Source organism: Rhodospirillaceae bacterium (assembly GCA_028819475.1).
Taxonomy (GTDB): Bacteria; Pseudomonadota; Alphaproteobacteria; order Bin65; family Bin65; genus Bin65.
In genome coordinates, this window is record JAPPLJ010000028.1 from 17,796 (window position 1) to 36,628 (window position 18,833).

The 18,833-nt window shown below is 65.4% G+C and carries 16 protein-coding genes; all 16 read left to right on the forward strand.

Annotated elements, in window-relative coordinates:
• Positions 1–6 precede the first annotated feature (6 nt).
• On the forward strand, positions 7–858 hold the full coding sequence (locus OXM58_07480) for an ABC transporter permease (protein MDE0148198.1): 852 nt from the start codon (positions 7–9) through the stop codon (positions 856–858).
• A gap of 158 nt (positions 859–1,016) precedes the next feature.
• Positions 1,017–2,606 carry a long-chain fatty acid--CoA ligase gene (locus OXM58_07485; protein ID MDE0148199.1) on the forward strand — a complete coding sequence of 530 codons (1,590 nt, stop codon included), beginning with the start codon at positions 1,017–1,019 and terminating at the stop codon, positions 2,604–2,606.
• 78 nt (positions 2,607–2,684) lie between these two features.
• Positions 2,685–3,440, forward strand: a complete 756-nt coding sequence (locus tag OXM58_07490) for a ferritin-like fold-containing protein (GenBank protein MDE0148200.1) — start codon at positions 2,685–2,687, stop codon at positions 3,438–3,440.
• A 266-nt stretch (positions 3,441–3,706) separates the two neighbouring features.
• Positions 3,707–4,789: a gentisate 1,2-dioxygenase gene (gene gtdA, locus OXM58_07495; GenBank protein MDE0148201.1), complete on the forward strand. Its 1,083-nt coding sequence runs from the start codon at positions 3,707–3,709 to the stop codon at positions 4,787–4,789.
• Between the two features lie 16 nt (positions 4,790–4,805).
• On the forward strand, positions 4,806–5,690 hold the full coding sequence (locus tag OXM58_07500) for a phytanoyl-CoA dioxygenase family protein (GenBank protein ID MDE0148202.1): 885 nt from the start codon (positions 4,806–4,808) through the stop codon (positions 5,688–5,690).
• A gap of 77 nt (positions 5,691–5,767) precedes the next feature.
• Positions 5,768–6,262, forward strand: coding sequence for a DUF302 domain-containing protein (locus OXM58_07505; protein ID MDE0148203.1), 495 nt, complete (start codon positions 5,768–5,770; stop codon positions 6,260–6,262).
• Positions 6,263–6,417: 155 nt separating this feature from the next.
• The gene (locus OXM58_07510; protein ID MDE0148204.1) at positions 6,418–6,879 is read left to right on the forward strand and encodes a DsrE family protein; all 462 of its coding nucleotides are present in this window, start codon (positions 6,418–6,420) and stop codon (positions 6,877–6,879) included.
• Positions 6,880–7,028: 149 nt separating this feature from the next.
• The gene (locus tag OXM58_07515) at positions 7,029–7,811 is read left to right on the forward strand and encodes an alpha/beta hydrolase (GenBank protein ID MDE0148205.1); all 783 of its coding nucleotides are present in this window, start codon (positions 7,029–7,031) and stop codon (positions 7,809–7,811) included.
• The gene (locus OXM58_07520) at positions 7,808–8,929 is read left to right on the forward strand and encodes an MBL fold metallo-hydrolase (protein MDE0148206.1); all 1,122 of its coding nucleotides are present in this window, start codon (positions 7,808–7,810) and stop codon (positions 8,927–8,929) included. The genes OXM58_07515 and OXM58_07520 overlap by 4 nt, the downstream gene beginning before the upstream one ends.
• Before the next feature lie 333 nt (positions 8,930–9,262).
• Positions 9,263–11,218, forward strand: a complete 1,956-nt coding sequence (locus OXM58_07525; GenBank protein ID MDE0148207.1) for an AMP-binding protein — start codon at positions 9,263–9,265, stop codon at positions 11,216–11,218.
• A gap of 6 nt (positions 11,219–11,224) precedes the next feature.
• Complete coding sequence (locus OXM58_07530) at positions 11,225–12,118, forward strand: ABC transporter ATP-binding protein (GenBank protein ID MDE0148208.1); 894 nt, start codon at positions 11,225–11,227, stop codon at positions 12,116–12,118.
• Positions 12,119–12,227: 109 nt separating this feature from the next.
• Positions 12,228–13,160 (forward strand): branched-chain amino acid ABC transporter permease, encoded by a 933-nt coding sequence (locus tag OXM58_07535; GenBank protein MDE0148209.1) that lies wholly within the window; start codon positions 12,228–12,230, stop codon positions 13,158–13,160.
• A gap of 4 nt (positions 13,161–13,164) precedes the next feature.
• Positions 13,165–14,397 (forward strand): branched-chain amino acid ABC transporter permease, encoded by a 1,233-nt coding sequence (locus tag OXM58_07540; GenBank protein MDE0148210.1) that lies wholly within the window; start codon positions 13,165–13,167, stop codon positions 14,395–14,397.
• Between the two features lie 182 nt (positions 14,398–14,579).
• Positions 14,580–15,887 carry an ABC transporter substrate-binding protein gene (locus OXM58_07545; protein MDE0148211.1) on the forward strand — a complete coding sequence of 436 codons (1,308 nt, stop codon included), beginning with the start codon at positions 14,580–14,582 and terminating at the stop codon, positions 15,885–15,887.
• Positions 15,888–15,931: 44 nt separating this feature from the next.
• A complete protein-coding gene (locus OXM58_07550; protein ID MDE0148212.1) occupies positions 15,932–16,774 on the forward strand; it encodes an ABC transporter ATP-binding protein in 843 nt (280 codons plus the stop codon).
• Between the two features lie 109 nt (positions 16,775–16,883).
• Positions 16,884–18,122, forward strand: coding sequence for a phenylacetate--CoA ligase family protein (locus OXM58_07555; GenBank protein ID MDE0148213.1), 1,239 nt, complete (start codon positions 16,884–16,886; stop codon positions 18,120–18,122).
• Positions 18,123–18,833: the final 711 nt, after the last annotated feature.

The window sequence follows — 18,833 nt, forward strand, 5'->3', positions numbered from 1 at the left end:
GGTCCGATGCCCCCGCCCGTCTACGCATCCCCGATCGAAAAAGGCTGGCACTACAGCTATCGCGTCATCTGCGCCGCGATTTTCGTGTTCCTCATCGGGCCGATCTTCGTCATCGTTCCGCTGAGCTTCAACGAGCTGCCCTATTTCACCTTTACCCCAGAAATGCTGTCGCTGGATCCGGCCGGATACAGCACCAAATGGTATCGCGAGTTCTTTACCGAGGCGTCCTGGCAGGACGCGGTCCAGAACAGCCTGGTCATCGCGATCTTCGCGACCCTGATCTCGACGTTTCTCGGCACCCTGGCGGCGCTCGGGCTGAGCCGCTCCGAAATGCCGTTCAAGACCGGCCTCATGGCCCTGCTGATTTCGCCGATGATCGTGCCGCTGATCATTTCGGCGACGGGCATGTATTTCTTCTACGCCCGCATCGGCATCTCCTCGACGCATCTCGGCGTCATCGTCGCCCATGCCGCGCTGGGCACCCCTTTCGTCCTGATCACGGTCACGGCCACGCTGGTCGGTTTCGACCATTCGCTGACCCGGGCCGCGGCCAGCCTCGGCGCCAATCCGTTCCAGACCTTCTTCAAGGTCACGATGCCCCTGATCCTGCCGGGCGTCGTCTCGGGCGCGCTGTTCGCCTTCATCACCTCCTTCGACGAGGTCGTCGTGGTGCTGTTCGTCGGGTCGGTGGAACAGCGCACCATCCCGTGGAAGATGTTCTCGGGTATCCGAGAGGAAATCCGCCCGACCATCCTTGCCGCGGCGACCCTGCTGGTCTGCGTCTCGATCCTGCTCCTGACGACGCTGGAGCTGCTGCGCCGGCGCAGCGAACGGCTCCGCGGTATCAGGGCGAACTGAAGGCCGGCCGCGTCGATCCTGCGAAGCCGCGCCGGTCTCCTGCCTCGTTCCCGCAGCGCACCGGCCCCTTGCGAATCCGCGTGGCAGGCGGCAAGAACGGATCGTTGTTGTTCATGTGACGGTGGCGAAGGGGCAGGCCGGACCATGCTGACCCAACCATGTTAACCATGTCATCGGCGCTGGACCGATGCCGGCGCTACTATGCCGACCGGCCCGCGGTGGTCGACCGGGAGGGGCGCTGGACCTGGGCCGAGCATCTCGACCGGGTGGCGCGGCTAGCCGGCGGGCTGCAGGCGCTGGGCGTCAAACGCGGCGACGCCTTCGCGACGCTCTCGCGCAACACCTTCCGCAACTTCGAACTGCTGCACGCCGGCTACTGGATGGGCGCGGTGCCGGCGCCGGTGAACATCCGCCTGGCGCCGCCGGAAATCGCCTACATCCTCGACAATGCGGGGGCGGAGGTCGTGGCAGTCGATGCGCCCTTTCTCGGCCTGCTGGAGCACGAGGCGCTGGCCCGCTGGCGCGACCGGGCGATCCGGGTCGCCGGGGCGCAGGACGAAACCGCGGATGCCGATGCCGCGTGGCCGGAGCACGATTACGAAACCCTGGTCGCCGGGGCCGACCCGGCCGGGCTGCACGAGGCGCAGGAGACCGATCCCGCGATCCTGTTCTACACCGGCGGCACGACCGGCCGGTCGAAGGGCGTGCCGCTCAGCCACCGCAACGCCGTCTCGAACGGCATGCAGGTCGGCCACACGGTCGGCATCTATTCCGACGACATCTATCTGCACGTCGCGCCGATGTTCCATTCCGCCGACCTGCTCGGCACGGGCTTCACGCTGATGGGCAGCGGCCACGCCTTCCTGCCCGCCTTCACCCCGACCGAACTGCTGGGCGCAATCCAGGACCGCGGCGTGACCTGGACCATGCTGGCGCCGACAATGATCATCATGACGCTGCAGCAGGAGGACCTGTCGAGCTACGACCTCTCCAGCCTGCGCGCCTTCCTCTACGGCAGCGCGCCGATGGCGGCGGAATGGGTCGAGCGCACGCTCAAGGCCTTCGACGGCGTCGACCTGATCCAGGGCTACGGCCTCACCGAGACCTCGCCGATCCTGACGCTGATGTCCCACCGCGAGCATGTCGAAGCGATCGAAACCGGCAACCGCGACCGGCTCAAGGCCGCCGGCCGGCCGATTATCGGCGTCGACATGCGTATCCTCGGCCCGGACGGGCGCGAAGTCCCGAACGGCGAGTCCGGCGAGGTCGTCGTGCGCGCGCCCAACGTGACTGCGGGCTATCTCAATCTGCCGGAGGAGAATGCCCGGGCTTTCCGCGACGGCTGGTTCCACACCGGCGATGTCGGCCGGATGGACGACGACGGCTTCATGTATCTGGTCGACCGCAAGAAGGACATGATCATCACCGGCGGCGAGAATGTCTATTCGCTGGAGGTCGAGGCCGCGCTCTACCAGCATCCGGCGGTCGGCGAATGCGCCGTGATCGGCATTCCGGACAGCAAATACGGCGAGGCCTTGTTCGCCGCCGTCGTGCCGCAGCCGGGCGCGAGCGTGAGCGCCGGCGAGCTGGTCGCCCATTGCCGGGAGCGCATCGGCGGCTACAAGATTCCGCGCCAGTACGCCTTCCTGCCCGAACTGCCGAAAAGCGCGATGGGCAAGATACTCAAGACCGCCCTGCGCGACATCTACAGCGACCCGGCCGCCGAACGGGAGACGGTGGCGCGGTAGGCGCGCCCGCATTGACAGCGCTGACCCGCTACCTAGACTCGCCACATATCCGAATACTCCGAGAAAGGATCCGGCACGATGGCCCCGGCACTCGAATTTGCGCACCCGGAACAGGTAGGCGGCGCCTACAAGGACCTTCTGGTCCGCCTGATGACGCGGCAAATCTATGCCGAGACCGCGACCGCCGAGGTGTTCGGAAAGGCGATCTCGGTCGCGCCCAACTGGAAGGAAAAGGCGCTCGCGGCCGAATTCGCGGCCGAGGAGGCGCGCCACAGCCAGGGGCTCTACGACCTCCTGCTCGACCTCGGCGAGGATCCCGAGGAGATCATCGCGGGCCGCCCCGACGCGGCCGATTTCTGGCAGGTCGACCTCGACAACTGGCTCCATATCGCGGTGTTCAACTTCACCGTCGACCGCGCCGGCAGCCACCAGATCATGGAGTACCGCCAGTCCTCCTACACCCCCTGGGCGGACAGCCAGGAGGAGGTGCTGGCCGACGAGGAGGACCATTACGACAACGGCGTCGAGAATTTGAAGGAGGTCGCGAAGGACCCGGCCCAGCTCGCCGAGTTCCAGGCGATCTTCAACCGGGTGCTGCCCAACTGCGTCAAGCGCGCCTTCGGCCGGCTGACCGGGGCGGACAACGACTTTTGCCTGGAGCACGGACTCAAGCGGAACACCACCGAAGCGATCGTCAACCGCTACCTCACCGAGATGTGTGGCCACATGGAGGGCACCGGCCTGGTGTTCCCGCCGATCTCCGCCTTCGACGCGATCAGGTGCGAGCTCGCCCCGTCGAGCCGTGAAATCCTGCTCTCGCTCCAGGCCAGATAGGGCGTCCCGGCCCGCCCCCGTTGCCGGGTGCGGATCGGCGCCTGCAAGATCCTACGCCGGTACGCCTTCCCGTCCGGATTGCCGGATAGCGCACCGGGCAAAAGCCTCAAGACCGCCCTGAGCGATACCTGCGGCGCTCCGGCGGGCGGAAGATCGCGATGCGGCGAGCGCTTTGTCGGATTGACCGTCATGCGCACTTCGCCGTTCAAAGCCGGCGGAACGGCTGCTATCCTGCGCCCGACGCAATCCAACCTTCGAGGCCGCCGATGGAAGCGCCGCAAATCAGCTCCGCAGACCGGGAAGCCCGGCACGACTTCTACGACACGATCGACCGGCAGAACCTGACGCCCCTGTGGGAGGTGCTGGCCGGCCTCGTCACCAAAGAGCCGGTCAGCCGGACGAAACCGCATCTGTGGAAATTTGCCGAGGTCCGGCCCCATGTGCTGCAAGCCGGCAGCCTGATCACCGCCGAGGAGGCGGAGCGCCGGGTGCTGGTGCTGGAGAATCCCGGCCTGCGCGGCGAATCGCGGATCACCCAGTCGCTCTATGCCGGCCTGCAACTGATCCTGCCGGGCGAGATCGCACCGGCGCACCGGCATACCGCGTCGGCCCTGCGCTTCATCGTCGAGGGCAGCGGCGCCTATACCGCCGTGGACGGCGAGAAGACCATCATGGAGGAAGGCGACTTCGTCATCACCCCGCCCTGGGCCTGGCACGACCACGGCAACGACAGCGACCGGCCGATGATCTGGCTCGACGGGCTGGACGTGCCGATGGTCAACAGCTTCGACACCTCCTTCGCGGAAAACCTGGCGGAGGACGAGCAGCAGCTTTCCCGGCCGGCCGACTATTCGCCGGACCACTATTCCCACAACCTGCTGCCGGTCGGCTACGAGAACACGAAGAACTATTCGCCGATCTTCAACTACCCCTACGAGCGGACCCGCGAGACGCTGCGCCGCATGGCGGCCTACGAGGAATGGGACCCCTGCCACGGCCTGAAGCTGCAATACACCAACCCGGTCGACGGCGGCTACGCCATGCCGACCATCGCCACCTTTATGCAGCTTCTGCCCAGCGGCACGACGACGACGCCCTACCGCTCGACCGACGGCATGGTCTATTCGCCGGTAGAGGGCGCCGGCCGCACGGTCGTGCGCACGCCGGACGGCGACGTCGCGCTCGACTGGGAGCCGAAGGACGTGTTCATCGTGCCGAGCTGGATGCCACACCACCACGAATGCGCGGGCGAGGCCGTGCTGTTCAGCTTCTCGGACCGGGCGGCCCAGCGCAAACTCGGCATCTGGCGCGAGCAGCGCGGCAACGGCCCGGTCTCGGGGCCGCATTGAAGCGCAGGGTGGACCCATGGCCCGGCTGAGCCCCGACGAGCGTGCGTTCTTCCACGAGCACGGCTATCTGATGGTCGAAGACGCGGTGGACGCCGCCCTGCTGGCGCGGCTGCAGGGGGACTTCGAGGCGTGGGTGGAAGAGAGCCGCGGCCACGATGCCGCCTGGGGCGACACGCTGGACGGGCGGCCGCGCTTCGACCTGGAGCCCGGGCACAGCGCAGAGGCGCCGAAGCTGCGCCGGGTCAACGCGCCGATCGAAGTCTCGGACGCCTATTACGCGGCGACGATGGACAGCCGGATGGTCGATTGCGTCGCCGATCTCATCGGCCCCGACGTCAAGCTGCACCACACCAAGATCAACTCGAAGCTGCCGGGCGGGCACACCGAGGTGAAGTGGCACCAGGACTTCCCGTTCACGCCCCATACCAACGACGATGTGGTGACGGCGCTGCTAATGGTGGATGAAGTCACCGAAACGAACGGCGCCCTGGAGGTCCTTCCCGCGTCTCACCGCGGCCCGATCCACGGCCTTTGGCACGACGGCGTGTTCACGGGAGCGGTGTCGGACGATGTTACGGCGGCGTCCCGCCCGTCCGCCAGTCTCTGCACCGGCCAGGCGGGCGCGGTATGCCTGATGCACACGCGCCTGCTGCACGGCTCCGCACCCAACCGGTCCGACCGGCCGCGGACCCTGCATATCTCGGTTTACAGCGCGGAAGACGCGATCCCCTGCTCGCCGAATCCCATGCCGACCCGGTATCAGGGGCATCTCGTTCGCGGCCGGCGGACCGGCCGGGTCCGTTCGATCGGTTACGAGATCGATCTGCCGCAACTGCCGACGACGGCATCTTTCTTCGACCAGCAAGCCCGTCACGGCGGGCAGGACGCCGCAGGCTCGTGACGCCACCGGTACGGCGACGGCTCGATTGCCGCGCGGCCCCGCTGTCGAAGAGCAACGACAACCGGAGGTCAACGAAGATGACGGACCGCGCGCGCCTCGCCATTCTGCTCGTCACGGCGCTCCTCGTCATCGCCGGCAGCCCGGCAGAGCGCGCCCGGGCCGAACCCGGCGGCGGCATGAAGATCGTCGCCGTCGAGGGCGCGTTCGAGGATGTCGCGGAGTATGTCGCCGACGCGATCGTCAACCGGGGCCTGGTGATCGACTATCGCGGCTATATCGGCAGGATGCTGAAGCGCACTGGCGCAGACGCGGGCAGCGCGAAGCCGCTGTATCGGGATGCGCAATTCTTCCAGTTCTGCTCGGCGGTCTTCTCGCGGCGCACGATGGAGGCCGATCCGCGCAACATCGCCTATTGCCCCTATGTCGTCTTCGTCTACGAGCTGGCGGCAAAACCGGGCACGGTCCATGTCGGATTCCGCCGTCCGGCACAGGAGGGCTCTGCGGCGTCGCGCAAGGCGCTTGCGGCGGTCGACAAGCTGCTCGACGCCATCGTCCGCGAAGCGACCGAGTAGCCGGCCTCCCGCCGAGGCGACGTCAGGCAACCCACTACGCGGGCGTCGGTCGCTCTGTCGACCGGCCCGCTTGGCAATGAGGCCGGAGGCGCTATTATCGAAACGGGCGGGCAGTTCTTGCCCGGCCATACGACTCATTCGGGAGGAATTATCTCATGAATAAGCTGATTGCATTGGCAATCGCCGGGTTTGTCGCCATGGCTGCGACCGCGCCGGCAACGCCCGCGACCGCCGAGAGCCGCTACGGCAAGCAGAAAGTCGTCTATCACATCAACTATATGGGCGGCCCGAAGAGCAAGAAGTATCTCGGCGCGATGCGCAACGTCCAGAACCACATCAACGCCGTCGGCGCGGACAAGCTCGACATCAGGGTCGTCCTGCACGGCAACGGCGTCTACATCCTGCGCGACGCGGTCAAGAATCTTCGGCTTCAGGGCGCGATCTCGAACCTGAAGAACCAGAAGGTCGGCTTCTACATCTGCGCCAACACGTTGCGCGGCCGGAAGATTAATTTCGAAACCGACCTCTTCGAAGCGCATGCGGAGGATATCGTTCCCTCCGGCGTCGCCGAACTCGCCCACCTGCAGGGCAAGGGCTACACCTACATCAAACCCTGATAACGAAGCCCTGACGGGCATATCGACAAGCCACGCGCCGCCCGGACGGGCGGCGCACGGTTTTGCCTGCCGATCGCGGCGACCTTCCGTCCCTTGCAGGGGTCTGCGCCCGGCCGCAGGTTGGCGCGGGACAGGTAAGCGGGGCGGCGATGGCCTTTGTGGAAGCCGGCGGAAGCCGGCTTGAGTATGAATGGGTGGGGGTCGGGCCGACGGACGGGCCGACCGTCGTCATGCTGCACCAGGGCCTCGGCTCCGTCGCCATGTGGCGCGATTTCCCATCCCGGGTTGCGCGAACGGCCGGCTTGCGCGTGCTGGTCTACAGCCGGCGCGGCCACGGCAAATCCGACCCGCTGACCCGCGCCGACCTGCCGCTGCCGTTCGACTTCATGCACAGGGAAGGCCAGGACGTGTTGCCGGATCTGCTGCACACGCTGGATGTGCGCCGGCCGATCCTGTTCGGTCACAGCGACGGCGCCTCGATCGCGCTGATTTATGCCGGCAGCAATATCGCGCCGGCGGCGGACAGCCTCATCGTTATGGCGCCGCATGTGCTGGTCGAGCCCTGCACCATCCCGTCGATCGCCAGGGCCCGGGTGCTGTGGGAGGAGACCGACCTGCGCAGCCGGCTCGCCCGCTACCACAACGATCCGGACGGCGCCTTCTACGCCTGGAACCTGAGCTGGATGATGCCCGAATTCCGCGACTGGAATATCGAGGAATACCTGCCGAATATCCACGTTCCCATGACGGTCATCCAGGGGCTGGACGACGAATACGGCTCGCCGCTGCAGCCCCAAGCGGTCGAGCGCCGGGCCGGCGGGCCGGTGGACCTCGTCATGCTGCCGGGCTGCGGGCACTCGCCCCATCGCGACCGGCCCGAGGAGACCCTGGCCGCCATCGTCCGCCATCTCGGCAGGAAGGCCGCCGCATGAGTTCCGCGAACGGACGCCCGGCCCGGAATCGTGTGGAGGACGGCCTCGACTACCCCTTGGGCGAGAACCGGCCCGCCGCCGGCAGGACGATCGAGATCGCAAGCGGCGTTCACTGGCTGCGCATGCCCCTGCCGTTCCAGCTCGACCATATCAACCTGTGGCTGCTTGAGGACGGCGACGGCTATGCGATCGTCGATACCGGCCTGCAGCTCGACGAGACGAAAGAGCACTGGCTGGCGATCTTCCGGCGGTTCGGTATCGCCCATGGCGGCAAGGCCGGCAAGCCGGTGACCCGGCTTATCGTCACCCATTTTCATCCCGACCATATCGGCTTGGCCGGCTGGCTGAACGATTTGCTCGACACCGAGTTATGGATCACCCGGACGGAATGGCTGATGGCCCGGATGCTCTATCTGGATTCGGACGCGGTCAACCACCGGAGCATGGCGGATTTTTATGCGCTCCACGGCCTGGCGCCGGAGCTGGCGGACAGGATGTTCTCCGGCGGCAACACCTATCGCCGGCGGGTGGCCGAGGCGCCCTTTCATCACCGGCGCCTGTGCGCGGGCGACGTGCTGGAGATCGGCGGCCGGCGCTGGGAAATCATCGTCGGCACCGGCCACGCGCCCGAACATGCCTGCCTGTGGTGCGCCGGCGACGACATCCTGATATCCGGCGACCAGATCCTGCCCAAGATCACGCCGAACATCAGCGTCTGGGCCAGCGAGCCGGACGCCAGCCCGCTCGAGGACTACCTTGGCTCCTTCGCCAATTTCGCCGGCCTGCCGGACGATGCGCTGGTGCTGCCGAGCCACAACCTGCCGTTTCGCGGCGTCCAGACCCGCATCGGCCAGATCGTCGACCATCACCGGGTGCGGCTGGAGCGGCTGTCCGGCGGGTTCGCAGACGGTTCCCCCGACGGTTCCCCCGACGGTTCCGGGCGCGCCCGCCTGTCTGCGGCGGACGCGGTGCCGCTCCTGTTCCGGCGCGAACTGGACACCCACCAGATGGGGTTCGCGATGGGCGAATGCCTGGCCCACCTCGCCTATCTCGAAAGCGAGGGGACGCTGACCGGCCGGCTCGACCCGGACGGCATCCACCGCTTCGAGCGGACCTGACGCACCATTCCGGACGCAGCCGGAATCAGGACGAAAAAACTATTTGCGGCCAAAAAGTTAAGGGAGGTCCGGGCAGTATGCGCGGCGAAGCGAAACATGCGGGCTTTGCGGCTTGACCCTGTGGTTCCTATTGGCTAGGCAAGCCGGCGCGCATAAAAGAAGAACAGTGCTGCGGCGCACCAGGGAGGTTTGCACCGGCGAAGCTGGCGGCGGGATGCGCCCGGCCACGCGCCGGCAAGTCTCAAATCTTGGTCGGGGACGGCGCGCGGTGCGCTCCGATGAGCCGCGCGCCGGGGCAGCGCGGCTTGCCGAAGGGATCGAGTGGAGACGCCGATGACGGCAGACACATTCCCGAAGCTGCTGGATCGCAACGCCCGCGAGCGCGGGCCGCGGCCGGCGATTCGCGAAAAATATCTCGGCATCTGGCAGACCTTCTCCTGGCGTGACTCGCGCGCCGAAGTCGAGACCATCGCCCACGGCCTTGCCGCCTCCGGCCTCAAGCGCGGCGACCGGATCGCGATCATCGGCGACAACCGGCCCTATCTCTACTGGGCGATCGTGGCGGCGCAGGCGCTGGGCGCGGTTCCCGTGCCGGTGTACCAGGACAGTGGCGCGGGCGAACTGTCCTATGTCCTGGACCACGCAGAAGTTTCCTTCGCCGTCGCCGAGGACCAGGAGCAGGTCGACAAGCTGATCGAGGCAATGGAAACGGCGGAGGCGCTGAAGACGATCGTCTATTGCGACCCGCGCGGCATGCGGGAATACGATCAGGATTTCCTGCACTCGCTGGACCAGATCAAGGAAGCCGGGGAGGCGCACAGGGCGGCCAACGCGGGCTTCTACGAGGCCGAGGTCGCCAGGGGTGCGGGCCGCGACACGGCGATATTCCTCTACACCTCGGGCACCACGGGCAACCCGAAGGGCGTCGTCCTCACCTACGACAACCTGATCTCGATGGCGGAAATGTCCGTCGAGCTGGAACAGATCCACGAAGACGAGGACACGCTGGCCTATCTGCCGATGGCCTGGGTCGGCGACTGCGTGTTCTCGATCGGCCAGTCCTATGTCGCCGGCTTCTGCGCCAACTGTCCGGAGAGCCAGGCGACGTTCCTGACCGATCTGAAGGAGATCGGACCGACCTATTTCTTCGCGCCGCCGCGTATCTTCGAGAATATCCTGACGTCCGTGAACGTCCGGATGCAGGACTCCGGCAAGACCAAGCAGCGCCTGTTCCGCTATTTCATGAATCACGCCCGGAGGGTCGGCGTGAAAATTCTCCAGAGGGAAAGCGTCGGCCCGGTTGCCCGGTTCAAATACTGGCTGGGCGAAATCCTGGTCTACGGGCCGTTGAAGAACACGCTCGGTTTGAGCCGCGTCCGGCGGGTCTACACGGCAGGCGAGGCGATCGGCCCGGATCTTTTCGACTTTTACCGCTCCATCGGCCTGAACATGAAGCAGCTCTACGGCCAGACCGAAGCTTCCGTGTTCGTGACCCTGCAGCCGGACAACGAGGTCTATGCCGATACCGTCGGCAAGGCCTGCCCCGGCGTCGAACTGAAGGTCGATCCGGATTCGCGCGAGGTGCTGTACCGCAGCGAAGGCGTGTTCAAGGAATACTACAAGAACGAGGAAGAGACCCGGAAGACCAAGACCGAAGACGGATGGGTCCACACCGGGGATGCCGGCTTCATCGACAACAACGGGCACCTGAAGATCATCGACCGGGCCAAGGATGTCGGCGTGCTGAACAACGGCTCGATGTTCGCGCCGAAATATCTCGAGAACAAGCTGAAGTTCTTCCCCTTCATCCAGGAAGCGGTGACCTTCGGCGCCGGGCGCGACTACTCCACGGCGATGATCTCCATTGACATCGACGCCGTCGGCAACTGGGCCGAGCGCAACAATGTCGCCTACGCCAGCTACAGGGAACTTGCCGCCAAAGCGGACGTCTATCAGGAAATCCGCAAGAATATCGAACAGGTCAACGAGGATCTGGCCTCCGACCCGGAACTCGCCGGCGCACAGATTGCCCGATTTGCCCTGCTGCACAAGGAACTGGACGCCGACGACGGCGAACTGACCCGGACGCGCAAGGTCCGCCGGCGGCACATTAACGAGCGTTACGATACGGTCATCGCTGCCCTGTACGACGGCCGGGGCGAAGTGCACTGCGAGGTCGAGACGACGTTCGAGGACGGCCGCAAGGGTGTCAGCGCCGCGGACCTCAGAATCATGGATGCAGCGACCGCCGGAACCGCCGGCGCCGAGCCGCTGCGCCAGGCGGGCTGAGCGCCGATGAAACATTCGGAACGCACGTTCGGCGACACCCTTCTGAAGGTCGACAATATCACGCTGCGTTTCGGCGGCGTGAAAGCCATCACCGACGTCAGCTTCGATATCCACGAACGGCAGATATTCGCGATCATCGGGCCGAACGGCGCCGGCAAGACCTCCATGCTGAACGTGATCAACGGCTTCTACCACCCGCAGGAAGGCACGATCACCTACAAGGGCAACCCGCGCCATCAGATGCGACCGCACGAAGCGGCCGAAACCGGGATCGCGCGGACGTTCCAGAACGTCGCCCTGTTCCGCGGCATGAGCACGCTGGACAATGTGATGACCGGCCGGCTGCTCAAGATGAGCGGCCCGGGCATGCGCTATCACCGCCGCCAGTTCGCCGACATGCCGGTGATCAACTATCTGACCTATCCGGCCATCTGGCTCGGCGATTTCCTTCTGGATTCCCTCTATTGGGGGCCGTACCAGAAGGAAGAGCTGGCGCACCGCAAGGCCGCCGAGGAGGTCATCGACTTCCTCGAAATCCAGTCGATCCGGCGGACGCCGGTCGGCCGCCTGCCCTACGGGCTGCAGAAACGGGTGGAACTGGGCCGCGCGCTTGCCATGGAGCCGGACCTGTTGCTGCTCGACGAACCGATGGCCGGCATGAACCTCGAAGAGAAAGAGGACATGTGCCGCTTCGTCATCGACGTGAACGACGAATTCGGCACCACCATCGCGCTCATCGAACACGATATGGGCGTGGTGATGGATATCTCGGATCATGTCGTCGTGCTGAACTACGGCCGCAAGATCGCCGAGGGGACGCCGGCGGAAGTCCAGGCCGACCAGGACGTGATCGACGCCTATCTCGGCGTCGCGCACGAAGAGGATCTGATCGAGAATTAGGAGCAGAAAAACGGCGCGCGCGCCGGCCCTGCCGGGCCCGGCATCGCGACAGCGCCGGTAGACCGCAGCGGGCTGGCCCGGTCCCGGGCGCCCGTTTGAGGGGGAAGGTATGGGAGAGTTCTGGGAATTCGTGCTGGCGCCGGTGCTCATTTTCGAGAGCTGGCAGTTCGGTATGGAAGTCGTGATCAGCGGCCTGCTGGCCGGCGTGATGTACTCGCTCGTCGCGCTCGGCTTCGTGCTGATCTACAAGGCCTCGGGCATGTTCAATTTCGCCCAGGGCGTGCTCGTCCTGTTCGCGGCGCTCAACCTCGCCGGACTTATCGGCATCGGCGTGCCGATTCCGCTCGCCATCCTGCTCACGATCGGGATCATGATCCTGTTCGCCGTCGTGGTGGAATATCTGATCCTGCGGCATCTGGTGAACCAGGAGCAGATCATCCTGTTCATGGCGACCATCGGGCTCGCCTTCTTCCTCTCGGCCTTCGGCGAGACCATCTGGGGCTCCGACGTCAAGAAGCTGGATGTCGGCATCCCGCAGGGCCGCTTCGAGCCCTTCGGCATCCAGATCCAGTATCTCGAACTCACCGCCGGCGCCGTCGCCGCGGCGCTGGTGACCGGACTGGCGATCTTCTTCAACAAGACCAAGATCGGCCGGGCGCTGCGCGCCGTGGCCGACGACCATCAGGCGGCGCTCTCGGTCGGCATCAACCTGCGCACCATCTGGATCATCGTTTGGGCCGTCTCCGGCATCGTCGCGCTGGTCGCCGGCACCATGTGGGGCGCCAAGTCCGGCGTTCAGTTCAGCCTTTCGGAAATCGCCCTGAAAGCCCTGCCGGTGCTGATCCTGGGCGGTTTCGAATCGATCCCCGGCGCCATCATCGGCGGCCTGATCATCGGCCTGGGCGAAAAGCTGGCCGAGGTCGGCTGGGGGCCATATGTCGGCGGCGCGATCGAGGACTGGTTCGCCTATATCCTGGCGATGGTCTTCCTGGTGTTCCGCCCGCAGGGCCTGTTCGGCGAAAAGATCATCGAAAGAGTCTGACGCCATGTTCTATCGCGAAGCCGGGCAGTTCTATACGAGCTACGCCAAGGACCAGGGCATCTTTCAGCTCAAGCAGGACAAGTACGGCCTGTGGGGCATCCTGTTCATCGCCTTCGTCGTCGTTCCGGTCGGGCTGTACCTGATGGTGCAGGGCGGCCTGATGGCCGCGTCGACCAAGGACTATCTGTACAACTCGATCTTCCTGCTCCTGCTGGTCAACAGCATGGCCGCGCTCGGCCTGAATATCCTGACCGGCTATTGCGGCCAGATTTCCCTCGGGACGGCGGCGTTCATGGGCGTCGGCGCCTTTACCGCCTTCAAATTCTCGACCGGACTGAACTACCGGATCCAGAAAGAGGACGAGGCCGGCGAACTGGTCTCGGAGCTCATTCCGCTGCTGCCGGCGATCGACAATCCGATCCTCTTGGTCCTGATCGCCGGTGCGGTGACGGCGGTCGTCGGCGTCATCTTCGGCCTGCCCAGCCTGCGCATCAAGGGCTTCTACCTGGCGGTGGCGACGCTTGCGGCGCAGTTCTTCCTGGTCTGGTGTTTCTCGCGCGTCGAGTGGCTGTACGACTATGTGTCATCCTCGACGATCCAGATACCGCCGCTGAAACTGTTCGGCCTTGTCGTCACCGGCTCTGAAACGGTGATGCGCGACGGCCAGCAGGTGACGATCTATCCCGCGGCGGAGACGAAATACCTGATCTGCCTGTCGCTCGTGGTGTTCTTCGCCTTCGTCGCCAAGAATCTGGTGCGCGGCCGGATCGGCCGGGCGTGGATGGCGATCCGCGACATGGATATCGCGGCCCAGCTCATCGGGATCCGCCCGCTGGCGACCAAGCTGCTCGCGTTTGCGGTCAGTTCCTTCTTCTGCGGCATGGCCGGCGCCATGTCGCTGATCTTCTACCTCGGCGCGCTCGAGGGCGCGGAAGCCTTCAACATCAACGAATCCTTCTCGGTCCTGTTCATGGTCATCATCGGCGGGCTGGGCAGCATCACCGGTTCCTTCCTCGGCGCCGGCTTCATCACGCTGATCCCGATTTTCCTGGTCGTTTCCCTGCCCTGGCTGGGCGGCCAGTTCGGCATCCCGGTCGATGCCGCGATGGTCGAGCACATCCAGTTCATGATTTTCGGCGCGCTGATTATCGTGTTCCTGATCATGGAGCCGCTCGGCCTGGCGCGCCTGTGGCAGATCGGCAAGGAAAAGCTGAGACAATGGCCGTTTCCATACTAGCGGGCGGCATCGCAAGCACGACGGCAGGAAATGGCCGTCCCGGACCGCCTGTTGCGGTCTTTTCCGGGACCTTCGGCGCATGCTAAGGTCGCGGCAACCTGCGGGCCGCGGTGGCCGGCAGGCTTCCCCTCCACCCCTTATCGCCCCAGGCGGGGCGAAGCCGATCCAGGGAGGATAAGAGTATGAGGCTGAAAGGGCTTACTTTGGGTCTGGCCGCTGCAGTCGCCGTGACAGGCATTGCGGCGCCGGCCGTCCAGGCGGCGGATACGCAGTATTTCCCGCTGTTCACCTACCGCACCGGCCCGTATGCGCCGAACGGTATCCCGTCGGCCAACGGAATCGCCGACTATTTCAACTACGTCAACCTGAAGCATGGCGGCGTCAACGGCGTGAAGCTGGTCTGGGAAGAGTGCGAGACCGGCTACAACACCAAGAAGGGCGTTGAGTGCTACGAGCGCCTGAAGGGCAAGGGCACGACGGTCGTGTTCCCCTATTCGACGGGCATCACCTACAAGCTCATCCCGAATGCGGACAAGGACAAGGTTTCGATCCTGACCGTCGGCTACGGCCGCACGGACGCTTCCGACGGCCGGGTGTTCCCGTGGACCTTCACCACACCGACCACCTACTGGAGCCAGGCCTCGGCCTTCATCAAGTATATCGGCGCCCAGGAAGGCGGCATGGCCAAGATCAAGGGCAAGAAGATCGCCCTGATCTACCATAACAGCGCCTACGGCAAGGAGCCGATCCGCACGCTCGAACTGCTGGCACGGAAGCTGGGCTACAAGCTGACCCTGCTCGCCGTGAACCATCCCGGCCAGGAGCAGAAAGCCACCTGGCTGCAGATCCGCAAGATCCGTCCTGACTGGATCCTGCTGTGGGGCTGGGGCGTGATGAACCAGGTCGCCATCAAGGAAGCCACCAACATCGGCTTCAAGATGGACCGCATGATCGGCGTCTGGTGGTCCGGCGCCGAGCAGGACGTGGTGCCGACCGGCGACGCCGCCAAGGGCTACAAGGCCGGCACGTTCCACGCCGCGGGTTCCGATTTCCCGCTGATCAAAGACATCAAGAAGGTCGTCTACGATGCCGGCAAGGGCATTCCGGGCGGCGACAAGTATGTCGGTCAGGTGCTGTGGAACCGGGGCATGGTGAATGCCATCTTCGCGACCGAGGCCATGCGTTCGGCGCAGAAGAAGTTCGGCGTCAAGGTGGTCAACGGCGACCAGATGCGCTGGGGTCTCGAGAACCTCAACATCACCGCGGAGCGCTGGGCAGAGCTTGGCCTGAAGGGCTTCATGCAGCCCGTCAAGAACACCTGCGCCGACCACGAAGGCAACGGCCCGGTGCTGATCCAGCAGTGGGACGGCAAGAAGTGGAACATCGTCAGCGACTTCATCTCGCCCATGCGCGAGGTGGTGCGTCCGCTGATCGAGAAGTCCGCCGCGGCCTACGCCAAGAAGAACAATATCACGCCGCGCAAGTGCTAGGTGCGTTGCAGGCGAATCTTCGCCTGTAGCAAGGGAGTACCGCCGTGAGTGAAACCGCCGCTGCCAATGGCGCGAACGGGGCTGCCGATGCGCTGCTCAGCGTCAACAACATCGAGGTGATCTACGATCATGTGATCCTCGTGTTGAAGGGGGTTTCGCTCGAGGTTCCCAGGGGGGGCATCGTCGCCCTCCTTGGGGCCAACGGCGCCGGCAAGACGACGACGCTGAAATCGATCTCCAACCTGCTCGGCGCGGAACGCGGCGACGTGACGAAGGGATCGATCCTCTACGACGGCATCCCGGTGCAGAGCCTGGATCCGAACGATCTGGTGCGCCGCGGCGTAATCCAGGTGATGGAAGGCCGCCATTGCTTCCCGCATTTGACGGTCGATGAAAACCTGCTGACCGGCGCCTATACCCGCCGCGACGGCAACGCGGCCATCCGCGACTCGATGGACAAGGTTTACGAGTATTTCCCCCGCCTGAAGGAGCGCCGGAGCGCGCTGGCCGGCTATATTTCCGGCGGCGAGCAGCAGATGTGCGCCATCGGGCGGGCGCTGATGTCGAACCCCTCGACCATGCTGCTGGACGAGCCCTCCATGGGCCTCGCGCCGCAGCTGGTGGAGGAGATTTTCGAGATCGTCAAACGCCTCAACGTCCACGAAGGCGTCAGTATCCTGCTCGCCGAGCAGAACACCAACATGGCGCTGCGCTATGCCGATTACGGCTATATCCTGGAGAGCGGCCGCGTCGTCATGGACGGCGAGGCGAAGGACCTCGCCGAGAACGAGGACGTGAAGGAATTCTATCTCGGCGTCGCCGGGGAGAGCCGAAAGTCCTTCCGCGACGTGAAACACTACAAGCGGCGCAAGCGCTGGCTCGCCTGACCGCGGGCCCGGCGCAGCAACAGCCGGATGCCTGTCCGGACCGCAACACCGCCGAGCGGGCCGTCATCCCACAACCGGGGTGGCGGCTTTTCAATTCGGGGACACGGCGATGACCGACCACTACGACGCTCTTGAAACCCGCGACCCCGCCGAGCGCGAGGCCGCGCTCATGCGGGCGCTGCCGGCGCAGGTCGCCCACGCCAGGGCGGCAACGGGCTGGTACGGCAGGAGCCTGGCCGACGTCGATCCCGCATCCGTAACGTCCCGGGAGGCGCTGGCGGCGCTGCCGGTGACCCGCAAGCACAGCCTGATCGAGGCGCAGAGGGACGCGCCGCCGCTCGCCGGGCTGAACGCGCTGGACCTTGGCGACGCTGCCGTCGCCTTCACCTCGCCGGGGCCGATCTACGAGGTCATGGGCACGCGCGCGGATTACTACGGCGGCGCCCGGTCGCTTTACGCCGCCGGGCTGCGCAAGGGCGATATCGTCCACAATTCCTTCTCCTACCATCTCACTCCCGGCGGCTGGATCTTCCATGACGGCGCCCGCGCCCTCGGCTGCCCGGTGATCCCGGCCGGCATCGGCAATACCGAACAGCAGGCCCAGGTGATGGCCCAGTACCGGCCGAAGGGCCATGCCGGGACGCCGGACTATCTCAAGGCGATCCTGGAGAAGGGCGACGAGATGGGGCTGGACCTGACGTCAGTGACATGCGCCATCGTCGGCGCCGGCCCGCTGTTCCCGCCCCTGCGCGACTGGTACGGCGAACGCGGCATCCGGGTTTTCAACACCTTCGGCACGGCGGAGCTCGGCATCGTCGCCTATGAGACGGCAGAGCAGAACGGCATGGTCATCGCCGAGGACAAGATCGTCGAAATCCTCGTTCCGGGCACCGGCGAGCCGGTCGCCAGGATCGGCGACGTCGGCGAACTGGTGGTGACGCTGCTGTCGCCGGAAGTGCCGCTGATCCGCTTCGCCACCGGCGACCTGTCGGCGCTGACCGACGCGCCCAGCCCGTGCGGCCGGACGAACGTCCGGATGCTCGGCTGGATGGGCCGCGCCGACCAGACGACCAAGGTGCGCGGCATGTTCGTCCATCCGGAGCAGGTCGCCGACATCGTCAAGCGCCATGCCGAAATCGCAAGGGCCCGGCTGGTGGTCGACGCCGTCGACGGCAAGGATGCGCCCAACCTCCGGGTCGAGGCCGCCACGGCCGATCCGGCCTTCGCCGATGCGGTGGCGCAGAGCTTCCAGGCGATTTGCAAGTTGCGGGCGACGGTCGAGATCGTCGGACCGGGCGCGCTGCCCAACGACGGCAAGGTCATCGACGACGTGCGGGAGTACGAGTAGCGGCAGGGCACACGCGCGCCGGGATTTTCGGATTTCCAGGAATCTTCCGCAATAAAGCCGTGTGTCGAATCCGACAGGCACAGCAGCGCATCCCACATAGGAACTCCTCTGCGAAAGGGTGCGCCGGACGGGCCGGAAGCCGGAAAACGGCCTGATTTTGAACGGGTATTCAATATCGGTTTCCCTAAGTCTTTGAAATCGCTCTGTTTTTGGAATTGGACAGACCGTTCTAAATAATATGTTTTTTTGCACCCGGCAGCCCTAACCCCTTGGAATCGTTGGAAACACGCCTTCCGGAAATGCGCAAAATCAATCTCGATAGGAATTTTTCCAGTTGCCTGGCCGAGCGAGAGCGCCGCTCGACACCGGGGGCGGCACCGCCGGGCAGGATCGGGGTAGGACAGCCCGGCGGAATCGGAGGGTCGAACCGGACGGGGTCCGGCCGTCAAGCCCAATGGCGCACAGGGCGGCGCGTGGGATGGCCGACTGGCGGCGGCGGTCCGGAAAGCGGGAAATCCGGAACGGTCCCGCACGGTCCCCCGCCTGTTTCTTCGTTTGCTTCTTTTCGGGAGGCGTCGGCCGGCCGCGGCAGGCGCACTTCGGGCGTTGACGGAGCCGATATAGGGCGCGGGCTCCGCCATGTCAAGGAATATTAAGGCTTTATTCCAATCGCGTAGTGGTCCTTCCCGGCCCCTTCCGGCTTACCACAGT